The following is an 18,747-nucleotide window of genomic DNA, read 5'->3' as shown; positions in this document are numbered from 1 at the left end:
CTTGCCTTATTTTTGTTAACGAAAAATATCAAAATCTTTCAACAAATTCTTTAAATTGTGAACATCCCACGGCAATAATTCTGCAACCGTCAAACCGACGATCTCACTTTGCTCCGCGATTGCTTCCATCGTCTCTTTCACTTCTAATAAGGACATCTTGCCAGCTTCAGCCGAATAATCCGTAACACCCGGCTCTGCGAAATACAGCATGCGGAACTCCTTAGGATCTAAAACATCTAAGTCAAAGTGAACAACTACTTTAGTAAACTGCTGCTCTTTTAACCATTCTTTGATTTCTGCTGGTGTAATCCGCTCTTGATCTTGAACTTGATAGTCTAGGCCTAATCTTTCTAAAATTACTTCTTCATCTGCGATCGGCTTTTGAAGTCCAACATATAAAACATCTTTTGCCGCAAATGGGTGCTGAACCTTCTCGGCAAGAACAGGATCACCATCATTTAATAAATTGCCTAGAACCATCGCATGTTCATTGAAGAAAATATCAGGCGTCGAAATATCTGGATGCGCATCGATCCAAATGATGCCCAACTCCTCACCGTATTTTCCATGAAAATAATCAAACGGAGCCTGCGAGACTAAACAGTCTCCTCCTAAAGTTATGATCTTGTCAGGAGCTTCTTCTTGGATGATCGCCATCGTCTCGCTCACGTTTTCAGCGACAATACTTTGCGCAGTTACACCGTTCTCTTTCACTAATGGTTCTTCATACTCGGGAATCGGCACTGTGATTTCTTTTTGCTCTAAATTTTTAGGAACCAAAAATGAAAGCAGATCCGAACCTAGGGAGTATGTAGGATTGTTGCCGCCTTGCCATTGCGGGATTTTTAAACGAATAGTTTTAATCAACGATACCTCTCCTCTACCAATTTATTTGCTGCTGCTTTCATCTTACCTTCAACTGCTTTGCAGATGCAAATTTGATTCCCCTTTTCAATTTATTTTGCCGCATACTCACCAATCAGATAGCCATGCTGTAAAATATGACCTTCCATCGCCGTCAAGAGTGCTTTTTTCTTAGTCGAAGCAGGCAAATCTAATTTCGTGTCCAAAACAAAAACATGGTATTTGTAGCGATGACTGCCGAATGGCGGCTTAGGTCCGCGATACCGATGTTTTCCATAACCGACACCTTGTACAGCATTCGCCAACTCAGAAACTTGTTCGCCTTGCGGAATTTTCGCTGGAATAACTTCTTGTACTGGAACATTCCAGATCAGCCAATGATTGTAAACTCCTACCAGCGGATGATCAACGTCGTCCACGATCACAGCTATAGAAACAGCCTCTTTAGCCAAACTAGACAGCTTCAGCTCTGGTGAGAAATCCGCCCCATTTCCAGTATATTTCTCGGGGATCATCCCACCATTTTTAAAAGCGGGGCTAGTAACCGTTAACTCAGGAACATCTTCTACTACAATATCCCCTTGACGATTGATCACGAAAACAATCACAACTAGAATGAAACCAACGACTATCTCTATCAACACTTTCCATCTCCCCCTTATCAATTTTCTTCTCTTAATGTCCGCCGAATCCGACTCAGCGATACCGGTGTGACACCTATATAGGAAGCAATATGTGTGTGATTTACCCGCTGATCGATCGTTGGAATCTCGGCTTTCAATTTCAAGTAGCGTTCCGTGGCACTTTCAGTCAGCAAAGCCGTCTCTCGTACTAATTTGATCCGCAAAGTTTCTTCTAATATTCCGATATAGACATGTGTTAATAAAGGTTCCTCCAACATGAGCTGTTGAACCAATCCATAATCAAAACAAACCATTCTGCAAGGCTCCACTGCTTCAAAATTACACATGACTTGTCCGCTAAAAACGATGTGCTGACTACTAAAAACCTGCCCCGCTTCTAAAAATTGATGAGTCAGGTCATTTCCCTGATAGTCCAAATAATATTTACGAATCAGTCCCTCAACCAGCAGATAGAGTTTGCTCTCCTCATCTCCTGCGGCCACAATCAAGTCCCCCGCCGAAAAATCGACAAAGGTACCTAAATCGATCAACCGACCTAGCATATCCTTTTTGATCATCACTTTGGCATAACGATTCGCAACTCCGCTAAGTATCTGTTCAATCTCTGTCATCCGCCGCTCCTTTTGGTCTTTTCCCCATTGTATCGAAGGGAGAAAGCCCTGTCATTAACATAGGATAAGCTGGCCTCTGATAAACAAAAAAACACCGTCGCAAGCTATTTTTGCGCTGAAATTGTCACGAACAGCGTATATCAAGCAATGCCGATGTTTTATTGTTTAAGTCTCAACCTTTTTATCTCGTTGATCTTGTACTCAAAAATGGCTTCATGAAACATTAAAAATAAGAAATGGAAGTTGTCGGTCTTCAAACTCATACATTTCTTTACTAACCGTTTTATATCCCGAATCTATTAATGCTAGCCATTCTGCTTCAGAAACTTCTTCCCAAAATTCACTATCCAAACAACAAAACTCATACAATAGAAATAGTTTTGCATCAATTCCTAAAATTCTTGAAAATTGCTCGAATGCGTTGGCCGTTGATAGATGTATAATTTTACTTTCCAAGTCTGCTAGCAGTTCTTCCGTGTACGCCCTTATTTTTGGTCTAGTCAATATAAATTCCTGTGTATTCAACTCCTTGGTCCAATAATCCAAATAGGTTTCAAAAGATGTCGGTGTATTCATAGGCTTCTCCTTAGTCGTATGTCATTAATTATCTTGTGGATCTTTTTTCGCTTGTGATTCTACTTCTAAATACAACGCACTCAAATTAGTAATTAGTAAAACTAAAATTTTATCTATTACATCATCAATCGACTCTTCAAAACTCGCTTTAAACCATTTCTCGATGATTGAAAACACACCATTTGTCATGAACAAAGAATAGTATTCAATGGTTGAATCGTCTAACGCCGCATAAAAAGGTTCTGGCAGCACTTGAACAAAATAATCATGATAGGTTTTATGCATGACCTCAATAAAATCTAAATTTTGATGATTCATTTTGCATAATCGATTAATTAGCTTTTGTTTACTACGGAAATAATCAAGTATTCTATAGGTATAAGGATATAAAATAATATAGACATCCTTCTTTCTGCTCATACTAAATTGATTCAGTAAATCGGTGTCCCATTTTAAAAGCGTCCTGAATTCCTCCTGAAGCCGATTAATTACTTCGGCCAAAAGCGCATCTTTATTTTTAAAATACTTATAAAAAGTGACTCTGCTGACATACGCATGTTCAACTATTTCGTATACTGTTATATCCTCGTATTTATGAACAGAAAGTAAATACAAAAAGGCTTCGAAAATACTTTTCTTAACACTGTTTTTGTCCAAGTTGATTTGCAGCCTCATTTCCGCATTTGCTTCTATTTTTTAAATTATAATTCTAATAGGGGGTGTTTGCATGGTTGATGAAAAACGCAGCATGATCGAGACTTCTTTTCTCGATCTATTAAAAGAAACCAAATTTAAGTACATTAAGGTCAATGATATTGCAAAAAATGCTGGTGTCAGCAGAGTAACCTTCTATAAAAAATTTAGAAATAAAGAAGATCTATTGGATAGTATCGTTGAAGAGTTTTTAATCGAAGTATCTCTGATCTTTCAGGCCAACATAAAATTTCTTGATCGCTTGGAAACACTAACTATGGAAAGTGTCCGCTCGATCCTTCAATTTAGAGTGGAAACGCTAGTCTCATTTCTTTGGGACAATAGACAAAAAATTGAAACACTCACCTCGCAAAACAGTGAAATTGATTTGTTGAACTATATGAGAAATGATTTCAATAAATACTTAAAAGAAGGAGTCCCTTTAATTTTTTCCGTTAATTATGATCCAAAAACCTTGTCACAGTATCTAGAATATCTATCACGAGGCAGCACTCTAATCGTTGGTACTTGGATTCGTAAAAATTTTAAAGAAAGCCCAAACGAAATAATAGAAATTTTAGTAAATACTTCACTGCCAATTATCCTTGAGCTCTATCAAAGAAAGCGATTAGAGCATTAAACTGTCTATCAAGTTAGTAGTTGTAAACTAAAAGATTTTTATTAATTGTTATAGCAATTAACATACCTTTATCAAAATTCCTAACTAAACAATGGCTAAAACTCTTTAATAACTTAACATCTTTGAACTATTTTTAGGTTTACAAAATTGAGGAGATTGTTAATCTTTTTACAAATGATTGTTAAAATTATCTACATAAACAAGCGGACATCTATGTGAGTAATAGATGTCCGCTTGTACTTTTTTATTGAGGAATTGCCCGTCTAATTTCTTAATTACGCTCGATGATTCTTTCCAGCAAACTAGTTTGTTACTCAGACGTGTACTATACCTCTAGATAATTTCCTGCATTAGTTAAAGGGATTTCTAACTCGTTCACGATTTGATTGAAGTCGGCCGCCCTCGTCCATTGAGGGAAATGTGCAGCCTTTTTCATACGGATATAGTTTTTGGGTGAGTTAAGTTGTTGATAAAACGCAAAAGCAGTTTTTTCTGACACATGATAATCCTGCTCACCTTCAATCAAAATAATTGGTACTTCAAACGAAGTGTACTGCGTAAAATCTACCAGTGCTACCTCTTGCCACAAACGCTCAATCGATTGCTTCGAGCCTTTGATCCGGTGCAAACAATCACGCAATGAGTAATTTTTTGAACGAACAAAATACGGATAAAAGCTGGCATACGATTTCTTTCCATAAAGCGAGCCTTCCGTTTTAATCAATTGGTTCATGAAATACATCAAATCGTTGTACCACTTCTCTTGCCGAAAGGAAGTATCAATAGAAGCAATTCTTTGTCTGATTTTAGGATCAGACGAATGCTCCAATATATACGTACGGCTAGCTGTGAACATTTCTTGAGAACAAATCACTTGTCCTACACCAATATAATATTCAATCAATTTGGGATAGCGCTTGATAAATTCCATACCAATAATACTCCCCCACGAATGCCCCATTAGACAAACCTTTTCCTTTTCCCATTCACTAAGAAGTTTCAAAACTAACACTTTCAAATCAGAAATAAATGTAGCGATCGTAATTTCTTCATTCGCTTCGAAGGGATAATATGATTTCCCAGCACCACGCTGTTCCCAAATAATCAATGTATATTTTTTTGCCAGATCGCTATTAAAACGCTCCATCAGAGGTAACGCCGCATCCCCCGGCCCGCCATGCAAATAGACCAACAACGGATTCGCCGAGTTTTCACTGATTATATGAACATACTGTTTGACTCCATTGATTACATACCATTTCCCATAGTTTTTCATACCTATTCCTCCATTGACACAACTGTGTCGTATAGCTATAGTTTAGAAAAGAACGATTGGTATTACAATCAAATGAAACAGATTGCTAAGAAGTGTGTCAGGAGGTCCCTATGGAAAAAGAAGCTCAAATCATCGCCGGTCTATTCACATTGATGGAGATCGATGATTTTGCGTTGATTACCGTTACACAGATTGCTCAAGAAGCTGAGATCGGCAGAAAAACGTTCTACCGCTATTTTAAAAACAAAGAAGCGGTTTTAGAGCGCAGCATCGAACAGCTTTTTTCCGAATACGCGGCTTATGAGCAAAATTACTCAGCCGAAACTTACGAAACATTGATCTACCATCATTTTACTTTTTGGTACCAGCACAGTACTCAACTGAACGTTCTTTACAAGAATGACTTGATGTTTTATCTATTCAAACACTATCAGCAACGTATTCCACAGCTGAATGCTACCTATATCCGCCGAGAGAAACTCGAACCTACTGTCGCAAAGTATGCGAATGCCTTTACCACGGGAATCTTTTGGTCGACTCTCTACACTTGGATCGAGACCGGGGCAAAAGAAACTCCCGCTGAATTAGCCAAAATTTGTTCAACCTTTCTCAGTCAATAAAAACAAAAAGTGCTCAGCGGATGAATTTTCCGTTGAGCACTTAAGTATTTTAACTGTTTTTTCCGACAATGAACAAATACATACCTTCAGCTGGAATGGTCTGTTTAATAATCGGTAAATGTAATTCTTCTATCCCTTTCTTCATCACTTGTGACGGAATACGATGTCCGCCATTCTCATGAGACGTCACTGATTCAAATTCCACAATCACAAACTGTCCCTTCGGCTTGATGATGCGGGCCAGCTCCTGCAAAACATCCTGAAACGGATGAACCTCATGGATCATCACAGAAACGATCGCAGCATCCACCGAATTATCCGGCAAATCAATCGTTTTGATGTCGCCGCTCATACTCGTAATATTTTCTAATTTTTCTTTAGCGGCTCTTTCTTGAATCAAGTCTAACATTTTTTCTGACTGATCAAAGGCGATTACTTTCTCAGCTTGTTTAGCTAAGGGCAATGTCAAAAAGCCGGTACCTGCGCCGCCATCAAAAATCGTTTTCCCCACCAAATCGGGTAAATAGCTGATAATTTTTTCGGCTGGTAATAATTGCTTCCGTTCCTCACCATCTAAAACTGCGACCATCCTTTTGAAATTTTCTTCATTTTCTAAGTTGTGGTGTTCATGCACGTGCTTTGTCATTAAAACCATCCTTTTCAATTTAGTGTATTGATCAAAAAATATTTCATCTAATTCATATTAAAGACATCTAATATCTCTAATTAACTTAAAAATGAAGTTATCAGCTTCATTTTATAAATCAGTCAACTGATTAAGCTTCACCGAAGAAAAATACTCCCACATTTTATTTTCGCCTTCGTTGATGATCTGACCGATAGGACATCCATGTTGATTATTCGCTAAACAGCTGACTTCATCAGGAAGACCATCGATCGCATGGATTACGTCTAAAAATGAAATTTCAGCAGGAAGTCGTTTCAGACGGTACCCGCCCTTCACACCCGAGACCGATGAAATCAAACTCGCTTTTGTTAATTGCGTCAAGATTTTAGATAAGTAAGAAGACGAGACTTCAAATTTATTCGCCAAATCATGAATACTAAGATTATTCTCAAGTTGATCATTTTGTGCAAAATAAACCATAACATGCAGACCCATATTGGCAGCTTTAGTAAATTTCATCATTATCCTCCTTTTTAATTGTAGATATTATTTGTCTATAATATACATATAGTTTTTTCTTGTCAACAGCACTCAACAAATCAGCGCAAAAAAATGTGTATATTTGATTCAACTAGTAAAGACGAATTTTTTCAGCTATCATTTATTTATAACCGAAGGAATGAATGGAGGGCTAGCATGTTGTATACATTTGAAGGAAGTTACTTAAAAGAGGGCAATCGACATTTTATAAAAATTCCTTTTAATGTTTGGGATATCTGTGAACAAAAAGGAAATATTCCCGTGAAAGCTACGATTGAACAGATTACTTTTGAATGCAAACTGATCCCAAAAGGACAAGGTGACTACTATATCCCAATAGCTAAAAAAAATCTGGAGCAACTGCCAGTTAAAAGCAGTTACACCAGTTCCTTTGAGATCATTCATCAATTATCACGCATCAATCATGACAGTCCCTATACTGAACCCATTCGAAAAATTGATACGATAGAACTCGTTTTGCAGCCTGCTGCAGGACTATGCGGGCAAGCATGTCTAGCCATGTTGAGCGGACTCTCAATAGAAAAAATAATTACGATCATGAACGCTAAAAAATGGCAGGCCTCCTTAAGTAAAATCATTGAAACCCTAGATTATTTTAAGTTCGCTCACGCCGATAAAATGATCTATCAAAAAGAACGATTTTCCCAACTGCCAAATTTGTGTTTATTGAATACAAAAGCTGATAAATACTCTAGCAAACCCAGCCATTTGCTGCTTCACTTCAATGGAAAATATTACGACCCTGCTTCAGGTGTGCGTACAAATTATGATAAAGGCCGAATAATCAGTTATTTAGAAATTTTTAGTACATGAGAAATGGTTAACCAAATAGTTTTTATATAGTAAAACCTCCTAAAATTGATAGCGATATGTTCGAAAGACGGCTATCGATTTAGGAGGTTTATCTTTAATCGCTTAAAATTTTATTGTTCTTGGTGTGAACGAAAATACCGATTAAAAAAGATATAACTAGAAACAAGTGAAGTAATCGGTAAGATAATTACCGCGGCCATCCCAGTCAGCAGACTGATCAGAAGCTCTCCAACAAAAGCTTTGGAGTTAACGATCTCGAGAAAAGAGTAATTCAAATCTTGGATCCAAATAATCAACGCTAAACTCGATCCCATGAAGGCGAATAGCAGCGTATTGATGGTTGAACTCAATAATTCATGGACCACCGTCATGCTGGAGTGAAGCAGTTCTCTAAATGTCAGATTATTTGTCCGCCGATAAAGTTCATAGGTGGAGCTGCTGACCGCCATGCTGCTGTCGATCACTGCTCCGGAGAAACTCATCAAAATGATTGAAAGATTGAGTGCAGAAAACGGAACAGAAACTGAGAAATCCATCATCTGCAATTCGTCTAGCTCCTCCATAGCGAATCCGTGCGTCTTAACAAGTTGGATGAGCGGCAGCGTGACCAACGTGAATACGATCAAGAAAAACAAGACACAGAGAAAGGCCGCCTTGGTTTTTTGGTTGAAGTCATTAATATAGAACAAAGTCACCACTGTTACCCCTAGGAAAATCAAAAAAGTCACAAGATACACCGGAGAGCCGCTGCTCAATAAATACAATAGTAAAATGAATAGACAGAAGTTAGCAAAAGTCCCTGTAATCATATAGATCGCACTCTTTTTGAAAACTAGCACCATCAGAACAATCAGCAGCAAGGTAAGACAGATTAATACGCTCATTGACTTGCCCTCCTGCCTAATTTTTCAGAGACACTGAATGCCAATAAAGCAGCCGGAACTGACAAAACGATCGCAAAGCCGCCGCACAATGTCCGTAAAATCTCTAATGATAAATGCATCCCGATCACATCAGGGAAATTCCAGCCATTCGCCATATAAAAGACAAAGGATGGGATTGCGCCGCTAAGATAAGCAAACATCAGAACATTGATCATTGAAGAAGCTGTATCCTGTGCAACTTCACGTCCGGACTGCATTAATTTTTTCAATGGGAGCTGTTCGTTTTGTGCGCGGATCTCATCCAACGTTGAAATGATCGTTACCACATTGTCCATACTTGCACCAATCGCGCCAATCAGCAAACCAGCCAAAAAGACCGAGCGGTAAGGTCGCGTAATAAACTGCATCTCTTCATATCTCAAGCCGCTATCCTTCAGCAAATTCATCGCAATCAGACAAATGAAGAATGCGAGAAAGACACTCACCAATGTGCCAAAGATCTTTCTTACATCAAGATTTTTAAACCCATAAGAAGTTCCCATAGCGACAAAGATTGCTACGAAAGTATATATTCCCATCAAAAGCATCAACGACCAGCCGCCATTTTGCTGATTCAGCCATAAAACTAATAACAGCAGCAAACTGTTTATCGCTAACCCGATCAAGGCAAATATCCCTTTTTTTCTGCTGATAAGCAGAATGATCCAAATAAACAGACCAATCAAAATGAATACATAGCCATCTCGCTTCATTTCCAGTACCCGCCAATAATTGCCGGATTTTTGCAGAATCAATTGATTCCCCTTACGGTACAACGGAGAGATACTCTCATTTTTGTAGTACGGAGTCTCCAATGTAACGTTGCCCTTTTGATTCAACAATTTTCCTGCTATTTTTTGTGTATTCGCAGCGGAATTCACTTCCACTTTCTCTACGCGCATCACGGGTTCTGAGTAAAAAATACTGCTCTTTGCTTGAATGAAAAAGCCCAGCAAGATAATAGCTGATAAAGCGATTATGTATGTTAGTCTTTTTTTCATAAAAGACCTCCCTCTAGTTGTGCCTGCCATTTATTCTACCATTCAGCAATAAAGTTAGGCGCGCCTATAATTAATCATTAGGAATTTTTAGTCGATTCTTTATACTTAAAAAATGAGTCAAACTTCACCCTAATCCGAAAAAAACTTCAAAATAGTAAACGAACTGCTTCTTCGCTCACCATTTTGAAGTAGTTCCTGTTTATTCGAACACTGCCAAATCGGGCTGTTTAGTCTTGCTAGAACTAGAGTTGCCTAACTGGATCGTACTATGACCAAATCCTTTTGCAAATTCAAAATCATGGGTGATGATTACAAATGTAATACCCTTGTTGGCATAGTCAACAATCATGCGTTGCACGCGCCGCATATTCCCAGCATCCAATCCTGAAGTCGGTTCATCCAAAATCAGCAGCTCAGGTTCTCGCATCAAGCCTACCGCAAAAACTAAGCGCTGCTTCTGTCCGCCAGACAGTGTAGCTGGATGCTGATCTTTGAATTTCAATAGATTTAATTCTTTCAGTAATCGCTCTGCCTTTACTACATCCGCGTCCGTCTTTTTCGTTCCTAAAAGCAGCTCATTCCAAACACTATCGGAAAATAATTGATAATCGGCATCCTGCAAAACAAACCAGCATTTTTCCCGCCGCTTCTTGACCGATTGAGGTTGGCCGTTGATGCTGATAGTACCAGCCTGCTGCTTGTTCAATCCGCAAAGCGTCCGAGCTAACGTTGTTTTACCTAAACCATTTTCACCGGTGATTAGGATAATCTCGCCTTTTGCTACCTCCAGATCAAGGTTTTTGATCAAGCTGGGAGCCAAGCGATGATAGCCAATTGTCAATCCCTTTAAAGATAAAAAGGACGAGTCACTTTGTTCTTTACCTGTGTCTGCTCTCAATAAGTCCGTGATAGAAATTTCCTGTTTCTCACGAAGATCGAATGAGTGAACGGAAGCTTTTGACAAATGACGAAATTCATCAATCGTCCATTGTGCAGCGATCTCGCCTTTTGCCATATAAACAACTCGGTCTACGACATCCATCAAATAGTGAATTCGGTGATCCGCGACCACAATCGTCTTACCCGCTTGCTTTAACTGTTTTATTGTGGCCGATAATTGTGAGTTGCCCTGATTATCTAAGTTTGCCGAGGGTTCATCCAATACAAAGATCTCGGGAAAGTGAACTTCGACAGCGCCCATCGCAACCTTTTGTTTCTCACCGCTCGAAAGCTGAGCCAATTTTCGTTTCTTCAGCTGTTCCATCTGATTCAGTTGAAGCACATAGTCAATCCGCCGATTGATGGTTTCGGCTGACTGACAATAATTTTCTGAAGCAAAAGCCAATTCATCTAACACATTCGAAGTAAAAAATTGAGAACGAGCATCTTGAAAGACACTTCCGACTTGTTTGCCGTATTCCCAATCCTCCATTTCCTGTGTATTTTCTCCATTTAAATACAGTTCGCCAGTCAATTCTCCTTCATAATAATGAGGAATCAATCCATTGATCAAGCGTGTTAACGTCGTTTTCCCGCACCCTGATGCACCAGTCACCAGAACACATTCTCCTTTTTTGATCTCTAGCGAAAGATTTTTCAACTGTGGTTCTCCCGCATCATAACTGAAACTGATATCGGTCAACTTGATCGCTTGTTTTATCATCTAGACCTCCAAAAATCTGAATGTAAAAATACTGACTGCATATCCAATGAAAAGTACGACGAGCAGTAAATCTTTGCTAGCTAATCGCGTCTGATAAATCGAGGTTCGCTGTCCTGGATGATCGATGCCTTTCGTCATAGCTGATGCAGTCAGCTCATCGGTGATTTTCATTGTCCGCATCATTAACGGAACAAAGGTATATTCAAACGCCTGCAGCGGACGCAGCCAATTTCGGGGTTGCGAATAAGACAGACCGCGCAAACGAGCCGACATTTGGATCGTATCATTTTCCAATTTGATAATCGGAAAAAAACGCAACGTCACTGCCAAAGTAAGAATAAAATTTTTCGGCAGCTTCAAGGATTGCATCGCAGCCATCAAACGACCGGTAGGAACCTCTTGCAAAACCCGTGCCATGATCAGAACTGGACCAAAACGCAATACAAGAAAAATTAGAAAGCCGACATATTTCACCCACTGCTGATCAGAACTCAAAATGTAGAAATATAATGCGGTTGTTGCAGCAATAACTGCCCCGAATTTAAAAGCCGTTTGAAAGAGACCGGCATAGATTAAATAGAATATCCCAAAGACATTCAATAAAATCAATTGATCCATTTGAGCACACAACACTAAAATACTTTGCGCGATCAGTAAAAGAAATTGGATTCTGGGATCGATACTTTTTTTCATACGCGTCTCCTCCAGATTAAGTAGATTTGATAACTCCGGCCTTAACAAAGTGCTTATTCAATAATTTGTAGCCGAACAAACATCCTAAACAAATCGAGACAATCAACGCCGCGGTTGAAACCATAATCCAAAACGGATTCGTCAAATATTCAAGATGATTTTCAGTGTAACCAGAATTTTTCATCACAGAAAAATAGTAATCCGCAGAAATCGCTAAAATAATATAGTTTGAAAAACCATATAAAAGGTTGTAGATCGTAAATACTACTGTTTGAGCACCCAATTTCCGATAGCCATTCGTTTTGGCTAAAATGACTTCACCGATCAGGCCGCCCAATAGTGTTATCGGTAAAATGTAGACCGATCCCATAATGGCGTAAAACAACCCGTTGATCGCGCCAAAGAGCAGCAAAGTTCCACGTTTTCCAACCTTAAAGGCCATCAACAAGTAGATCGGACAAGTAAAAAACAAGACAAAAGCAGTCGCATAAGGATAAAACCACGCCAAGATCGGCAAAGTCGCCATCGACATGACCATCATTACAACAAATTCAACAACGCTATATAACCCAATCGTCAAGTAATCTTTTGAGATAAGTTTCTCCGTTTTTTTATTCTTCATTTTTTTCTCCGTTCCTATAGGGGAATTATTTTTTTCGTTCACTCCAGTATCATTTCGCGATTCGTATGAAAAATACGAATGGGGATCGCGTAAATAGATATCCTTGTTTGTCAAAAAAAGATCGATCAGCCTTTACTGAATTTCCAGTTGGTCGCTTCATTCTGCATATCGACCAGCTTATGGTAAAGCTCACAAGTTTGGTAAAGCTCTTGATGCGTTCCCTTAGCTGCGATCGTTCCTTTGTCCAATACAACAATTTGGTCCGCCTTCATAATCGTTTTTAAACGATGGGCGATCACAATCACAGTTTTATCGGCAACAAGATTTTTGATTGCCTGCTGAACACCAGCTTCATTTTCCAAATCCAAAGCAGCGGTCGCTTCATCCAGTAAAATAATCTCCGACTGCTTAATAAAAGCCCGCGCAATACTGATTCGCTGCTTTTCTCCGCCAGACAAGGTCGAACCGCCTTCGCCAACCAGTGTTTCATAGCCGTCAGGCAAGGCACTGATAAACTCATGGCAATGCGCCTTTTTGGCAGCGGCCACCACTTCTTCAAAGCTGGCTGTTTGATTGCCGACACGAATATTATTTAGGATCGTATCCTTAAAGAGATAAACATCTTGAAACACCATCGATAAATGACTGTACAAATTTTCTGGATTGACTGTCTTAAGGTCCTTTCCTCCGATCTCAATCACGCCCGTTTGGACATCATAAAATCGAGCCAATAATTTTACAATCGTAGATTTTCCGCTGCCGGATGGGCCCACCAAGGCCGTCAATGTTCTAGGCTGAATCTCCAGGTTAATCTTTTGCAGCACCGGTTCTTCCTTATAAGAAAAACCAACATCCGTAAAACGAATTGTATAATCTTCGTTTAGTTCTTCGGTTCCCGCAACCTCTGGCTGATTCCGAATCTCCATGATTCGTTCACCACTGATCAGCGCATAACGCATCTCCGTATAATTGATCATCAGTGTAGTGAAGGGATCATAAATTCGGCTAGCCACGACAATAAAGACTAAGAAAACCGATTCTACTAAACTTCGTTGAGCTAGTAGATATGAACCGATGAAAACTAGGATCGGCAAACCCATCCTCAAAAGTGAGATGGCCACCATTACGACCGGTCCCAATACGCCTTCTATCCGAATCGATTCTTTGCGCAGTGTATCAAAAGCCTGTTGAATTCTAGCAAACTGCTGGCCGCCCAATGAATAGGCTTTGATTTCTTTAATCCCTTGCAGATATTCCTGTAAGCGAGAGGCACTATCTACTTTTGCTTGGATATGACGTCCGCCTAGTTTTTTCATTAAAATATTCGAGCCTTTAACTACCAGTAAAACAATTGGCAGCATAGCATACAGACATAATGTCATTCGCCAATCAATCAGACACAAAGAAACAAAAGCCAGTACCAGTAAGATCACGGCAGCCAATGCTTGAGGGACCAAACGTGAAATCGCACTTTCCAACAAGGCATAGTCCCCTAGCATCATCGTCGTCAAATCCCCTGGATCACGACTATCTAAAAATCCCAGTGATAATTTCCGTAAATGATTCGCCAATTTCGTCCGACCTTTTTCCGAAACATCATAGGCAGCAGTATATTGCTTTTCATATGCAAGCGTGGAGATTAGAACTTGGACCGCAAACCACACAACACTGGCAAGAATCAAGTAAAGAAACAGACGAGTATTCAGCGGACGATTCTGCTGGTAAGATTCAAACAATTCAAAAATTCCATAAAAGGCAATGACTGCCGGCAGCAAACGAGCCACCGATTCCAAGGTCGCCCAAAAAGTTGATTGAACTAATTTCCTAGGTTCCCCCGAAGTAATATTGTAAATCGCGTCTTTCATCTTACTTCACCTCCCAGTCTTTGGTTTCTTCATTGATCATCCACAATTTCTGGTAGAGCGGATTATTCACCAGTAATTCCTCATGAGTTCCAGTTGCTTGTATTTCTCCTTTGTCACAAACCAATATTTGATCGACATGCTGGATCGTCCACAAACGATGAGCAATGATCAAAACAGTTTTCCCTTTGACCAGCTCACTGATAGCCTGTTGAATATAGACTTCATTTTCAGCATCCGCATATGCGGTCGCTTCATCTAAAACTAAAATCGGTGAATTTTTCAAAAGTGCTCGCGCAATCGATATCCGTTGGGCTTCCCCCTTAGATAAGAAAACACCGTGCTCTCCGATCATCGTGTCATAGCCATGCGGCAACGCTTGAATAAACTCATCGCAGCGTGCCAAATCGGCGGCCCAGCGAACCTCTTCCGAACTAGCCTTTTTATTGCCCATTCGGATATTGGCAGCGATCGTATCGTTGAACAATGTAACGTCTTGAAAAACAAAAGAAACATCCTGCATCAGCGTATCGATTGTTACTTCGCGAATATCAGTTCCGCCAATTTTGATTGCTCCTTCTGATGGATCATAAAAACGTAATAATAGCTGCGCAATGGTACTTTTCCCGCCGCCAGACGGCCCGACTAAGGCATTCATCGTATTGGGCTGCAGCTCAAAGCTGACTTTTTTTAAGACAGGATTTCCTTCTGTATAAGCAAAGGACACCTCGTCAAAAGAAATTCCATTTCCTGAAAACTCCGCTGTTGTCGCCTTTTCTACTACCGTCGCCTCAGCAAAAATCTCATCTACTCGTTTGACTCCTTCGTTGACATTACTAAAAGTCGAGGCCGCATACATCAGTTTCATGAAAGGACCCGTCGTTCCTGAAGCCAAAATGATGAACAGCATGACCGTCAATAATAATGTCTTGTCCTGCGGATTCTGACTGATTAAGAACGCGCCAAACGGCATTACAAACAGAACAACAGATGTTATTAACGTGGTAAATAAAACGTATCCTGCTCGAAACCCATTTGACCAATCCATTACCAGACTCCGATAATCCTTGATACTTTGATGAAATCGTTTAAAGTTTCCGACAGACAGCCCGAAGACTTTGACTGCTGGCATTGCCCGAACATATTCAACACCGTTACTGTTCATTGCTTCCAGTGCGTCATGATATTGTTTCACTTTGTTGTTTTTCATCGTTTTCCCCATCAGCGAAGAATAAATCCCGACGGCTAGAAAAAGCGGGACTAGAGACATCAAGCCCAATCGCCAATCAATCGTCAGCATCAGGCCGATATAGATCAATGGAAAGATCAAAGCCGAAACAATATCGGGAATTTGATGTGCGATAAATGATTCCATTTTCTCGACACATTGATCAATGATTTTCATTAATTGCCCACTCGATTTTTGTGTAAAATACCCCATCGAGACCTTCGATAGATGCTGCAGAATATCCATTCGAATTTCGTACAAAATATCGAAGGCGGCAACGTGCGAACACATTGAGGAACCATATAACAAAACTACTCCAGCCAGGACACTCCCCATCGAGACAAGACTCCAATGAATCAACCCTCCTGCCGAGTAATCCCCGATCATCAACAACTCAATAATTTTATAAATACAATAAAAAGGAATAAACTGTACCATTGTTGAGATGGTCGCCAAAATTCCCGATACCGTCAATAATCCTTTCTTCTTCTTGATGTAGCGAATCAAAACCGATTCATTCTTCATCCAACTAACTCCTTCCCTATTTCCTCATTTGAAACAAACATCCCAACAATTAAGAATCTTAAATGATAATGAGATTCATTCTCATTTAACCATTTTTTCTGACCGTTTTCAACATTCTTTTGCAGATGGATGATGATCACCATTGTTTTTAATGGCTGGGAAAGGCATAATTGGGGCTTGATTATTCCTAATTAGATCGTTGTTTTTATTAAAAAATCTATCTCCCAGCTGGGAGATAGATTTTACTATTTCTTAGTTCGATTTCTTTTTGCTTCTTTGATGATTTTCAACGCACGTTTACGGGTCTTGATGTTGGGGCTTTTTAAACGGCGATAAGCACTAGCTAAATCTGTTTTTTCCAATGGCTCCACCTCTTGTTTAATAGTTTAATGCGCCAGCATTTCTTGCGCGATTTCATGGCTCTTCATCGTAGTTGGGTAATAGGTTGGCCAATGATTCAACTCATCATACAAAGCCTTTTGACTCTCTCCGCCAGTATAAATATGGAAATGAGCTGCTTTGGCTGGTGCGATACCATGATCGCTGAATTGAACATATTTGAACTCACCGGCATCTGGATCTTTAGTTTCAAACGTGAAACGTACGCCGCGATTGCCTTTTTCATAAGTCAAAATTTTTGAACCGGCATATTCATACGTATACTTGTGGTGTTTCCCATCAACCATAAAATCTATTTGGTTATTGGTAATCTTAATTTTATCCACCTTGGTCTGATAACCAGTCTCATAATAGGTTTTATACTCTTCTGCTGTTTTATCCTTGTTCAATTTTGCTTTGTAATCGAAGACTTGATCCAAGGTTCCATTCTTCAATAACGGATACACTGATTGCCAATTGCCGGCATAATCGGATAATTTACGGGCTTTTACCTCAGAGTCTTTAAAATACCCGTTATAAACAGTTTGTTCTGTTGCGGTATCCTCTTCAGGCTTCACATCTTTACCGGGAACACTGGTGGTTTTCTTTAAGGCCATCAAGTTTTCTTTCATCACGGATAGGTAGCTTTCACCGGCATCGATCTGTTTATTGGTTAAGCTTTCTATCGGATTGAGCACCTCCAGCTGCACCTTTGTTTCATCCGCCAATGTTTTCGCGGTCTTTCCTTGATTGTTGTTCTCGAAATAAATATATTTGATCTCATTATCTTCCACATAGTGTTTCAACTTAGCAATTCTTGAAGGATCGGGTTCTTGATCTGGGTTGATTCCTGCTATCCCAACCTGATTCAACCCATAATCTAAGGCTAAATACCTAAACGCCGTATGCTGAGTAACGAAATTCTTTTGCTTCGCGTCTTTCAAGGTATCCGAATAATTTTTATCTAACGCTTCTAGTTTAGCCAAGTATTTCTTTGCATTGGCTTCAAAGACATCCTTTTTCTTAGGGTATAATTTGACTAATTGATCTTTGATCGAAGTAACTTCCTTGATTGCACGATGCGGCGAAAGCCATGTATGGGGATCAAGTTCATGATGATGACCTTTCTCATCGCCATGGTCATGATCGTGTTCTTCTTCCTCACCACCGGGCAGTAAAAGCATATCCTTTGTTCCTTCAATCACGTTGGGTGAACCTTTTTTCCATGACTTGGCCGCACGCGGCACCCAAGTCTCCATGTTTTCATTATGATATACAAACGCATCAGCCTCGGTAATTTTCGCCATATCTTTTGCAGACGGCTCATAATCATGCGGTTCTGATCCAGCAGGAATCAGCAAAGAGACATCTCCCGCATCTCCTACAATGTTTTTAGTAAAATCGTACATTGGATAAAATGTAGCGACGATTTGTAATTTCTCATCTTTGCCCTTGGTTGCTGCTTGATTACTCTTGCAAGCCCCTAACCCGACAAGTGCCAGTAGACTGATCAGGGCAATCACAAATTTCTTCTTCATTCCAGACCTCTTTCTTTTTTTAGTTACTTTAATTATTTGATCCCTGACCGATTCATTTCTTTATTCAAAAAAACGCCCCCCGCTTCATCAAATTTGTCCTAGTTCGATCTTCCTGTTATTACGATCGAACTATTTATGAACGTAAGCCTCTCCGGATCATCAATAAACCTTGATTTCATCCATTCCTATTTACGGCTTGCAAATCGTAATGATTACGATTCAACAGCAACACTTTATCATCCTCAGAAAAGAGTGTCAAGATAAAATAACATGAAATTTTATTCATGTGAATGTAGAATCATTTTTGACTAAGTGAAATAAGTTTAGAAAATACTGATTTCACCGTCTATTTTGCCTATCAAAAATTGTTTACACGACAAAAAAAGCG

Annotated in this window: 20 protein-coding genes; 3 read left to right on the top strand and 17 right to left on the bottom strand. The window is 39.6% G+C overall.

The annotated features are described in order from the left end of the window. Nucleotides 1-15: 15 nt before the first annotated feature. From I585_RS21355 to I585_RS21335, 5 genes are all read right to left on the bottom strand, one after another. Nucleotides 16-867, bottom strand: coding sequence for an arginase family protein (locus I585_RS21355; protein WP_010741284.1), 852 nt, complete (start codon nt 865-867; stop codon nt 16-18). Between the two features lie 89 nt (nt 868-956). Then, nucleotides 957-1,508: a YbhB/YbcL family Raf kinase inhibitor-like protein gene (locus tag I585_RS21350; RefSeq protein WP_010741285.1), complete on the bottom strand. Its 552-nt coding sequence runs from the start codon at nt 1,506-1,508 to the stop codon at nt 957-959. A gap of 17 nt (nt 1,509-1,525) precedes the next feature. Next, complete coding sequence (locus tag I585_RS21345) at nt 1,526-2,119, bottom strand: Crp/Fnr family transcriptional regulator (RefSeq protein WP_010741286.1); 594 nt, start codon at nt 2,117-2,119, stop codon at nt 1,526-1,528. 213 nt (nt 2,120-2,332) lie between these two features. Continuing rightward, a complete protein-coding gene (locus tag I585_RS21340) occupies nt 2,333-2,695 on the bottom strand; it encodes a DUF7006 family protein (protein ID WP_010741287.1) in 363 nt (120 codons plus the stop codon). Between the two features lie 24 nt (nt 2,696-2,719). Further along, nucleotides 2,720-3,370: a TetR/AcrR family transcriptional regulator gene (locus tag I585_RS21335; protein ID WP_244266033.1), complete on the bottom strand. Its 651-nt coding sequence runs from the start codon at nt 3,368-3,370 to the stop codon at nt 2,720-2,722. A gap of 52 nt (nt 3,371-3,422) precedes the next feature. Between I585_RS21335 and I585_RS21330 the strand changes: the two genes are divergently transcribed. Then, nucleotides 3,423-4,028 carry a TetR/AcrR family transcriptional regulator gene (locus tag I585_RS21330; RefSeq protein ID WP_010741289.1) on the top strand — a complete coding sequence of 202 codons (606 nt, stop codon included), beginning with the start codon at nt 3,423-3,425 and terminating at the stop codon, nt 4,026-4,028. Nucleotides 4,029-4,353: 325 nt separating this feature from the next. Here the strand turns inward: I585_RS21330 and I585_RS21325 are convergent, their stop codons facing one another. Then, nucleotides 4,354-5,304, bottom strand: coding sequence for an alpha/beta fold hydrolase (locus I585_RS21325; protein ID WP_010741290.1), 951 nt, complete (start codon nt 5,302-5,304; stop codon nt 4,354-4,356). A gap of 110 nt (nt 5,305-5,414) precedes the next feature. Here I585_RS21325 and I585_RS21320 point away from each other — a divergent pair, with 110 nt between their 5' ends. Continuing rightward, nucleotides 5,415-5,924 (top strand): TetR/AcrR family transcriptional regulator, encoded by a 510-nt coding sequence (locus I585_RS21320; protein WP_010741291.1) that lies wholly within the window; start codon nt 5,415-5,417, stop codon nt 5,922-5,924. Between the two features lie 49 nt (nt 5,925-5,973). Here I585_RS21320 and I585_RS21315 read toward each other — a convergent pair whose 3' ends face one another. Both I585_RS21315 and I585_RS21310 read right to left on the bottom strand, forming a co-directional pair. After that, the gene (locus I585_RS21315; protein ID WP_010741292.1) at nt 5,974-6,570 is read right to left on the bottom strand and encodes a class I SAM-dependent methyltransferase; all 597 of its coding nucleotides are present in this window, start codon (nt 6,568-6,570) and stop codon (nt 5,974-5,976) included. Nucleotides 6,571-6,681: 111 nt separating this feature from the next. Next, on the bottom strand, nt 6,682-7,071 hold the full coding sequence (locus I585_RS21310) for an RrF2 family transcriptional regulator (protein ID WP_010741293.1): 390 nt from the start codon (nt 7,069-7,071) through the stop codon (nt 6,682-6,684). Between the two features lie 177 nt (nt 7,072-7,248). Between I585_RS21310 and I585_RS21305 the strand changes: the two genes are divergently transcribed. Then, the gene (locus I585_RS21305; RefSeq protein ID WP_010741294.1) at nt 7,249-7,926 is read left to right on the top strand and encodes a DUF1905 domain-containing protein; all 678 of its coding nucleotides are present in this window, start codon (nt 7,249-7,251) and stop codon (nt 7,924-7,926) included. A gap of 110 nt (nt 7,927-8,036) precedes the next feature. On the opposite strand, the gene I585_RS21300 is transcribed toward I585_RS21305, so the two are convergent. From I585_RS21300 to I585_RS21265, 9 genes are all read right to left on the bottom strand, one after another. Continuing rightward, the gene (locus I585_RS21300) at nt 8,037-8,810 is read right to left on the bottom strand and encodes a YibE/F family protein (RefSeq protein WP_010741295.1); all 774 of its coding nucleotides are present in this window, start codon (nt 8,808-8,810) and stop codon (nt 8,037-8,039) included. Next, nucleotides 8,807-9,850, bottom strand: coding sequence for a YibE/F family protein (locus I585_RS21295; protein ID WP_010741296.1), 1,044 nt, complete (start codon nt 9,848-9,850; stop codon nt 8,807-8,809). The genes I585_RS21300 and I585_RS21295 overlap by 4 nt, the downstream gene beginning before the upstream one ends. A 199-nt stretch (nt 9,851-10,049) precedes the next feature. Then, nucleotides 10,050-11,513 carry an ABC transporter ATP-binding protein gene (locus I585_RS21290; protein ID WP_010741297.1) on the bottom strand — a complete coding sequence of 488 codons (1,464 nt, stop codon included), beginning with the start codon at nt 11,511-11,513 and terminating at the stop codon, nt 10,050-10,052. Then, on the bottom strand, nt 11,514-12,206 hold the full coding sequence (locus tag I585_RS21285; protein ID WP_010741298.1) for an energy-coupling factor transporter transmembrane component T: 693 nt from the start codon (nt 12,204-12,206) through the stop codon (nt 11,514-11,516). It abuts the gene before it with no gap. A 16-nt stretch (nt 12,207-12,222) separates the two neighbouring features. After that, the gene (locus tag I585_RS21280) at nt 12,223-12,828 is read right to left on the bottom strand and encodes an MptD family putative ECF transporter S component (protein WP_010741299.1); all 606 of its coding nucleotides are present in this window, start codon (nt 12,826-12,828) and stop codon (nt 12,223-12,225) included. A 125-nt stretch (nt 12,829-12,953) separates the two neighbouring features. Then, entirely contained in the window at nt 12,954-14,693 is a 1,740-nt protein-coding gene (locus I585_RS21275; protein WP_010741300.1) for an ABC transporter ATP-binding protein, read from the bottom strand. Between the two features lies 1 nt (nt 14,694). Then, the gene (locus I585_RS21270) at nt 14,695-16,443 is read right to left on the bottom strand and encodes an ABC transporter ATP-binding protein (protein ID WP_010741301.1); all 1,749 of its coding nucleotides are present in this window, start codon (nt 16,441-16,443) and stop codon (nt 14,695-14,697) included. Between the two features lie 245 nt (nt 16,444-16,688). Then, nucleotides 16,689-16,805, bottom strand: coding sequence for a putative metal homeostasis protein (locus tag I585_RS23155; RefSeq protein WP_090404283.1), 117 nt, complete (start codon nt 16,803-16,805; stop codon nt 16,689-16,691). A gap of 24 nt (nt 16,806-16,829) precedes the next feature. Next, a complete protein-coding gene (locus tag I585_RS21265; protein ID WP_010741302.1) occupies nt 16,830-18,359 on the bottom strand; it encodes a metal ABC transporter solute-binding protein, Zn/Mn family in 1,530 nt (509 codons plus the stop codon). Nucleotides 18,360-18,747 lie beyond the last annotated feature (388 nt).

The sequence above is a fragment of the Enterococcus malodoratus ATCC 43197 genome, assembly GCF_000407185.1.
Classification (GTDB): Bacteria; Bacillota; Bacilli; order Lactobacillales; family Enterococcaceae; genus Enterococcus_A; species Enterococcus_A malodoratus.
This window is presented reverse-complemented; position numbering and strand designations above follow the sequence as displayed.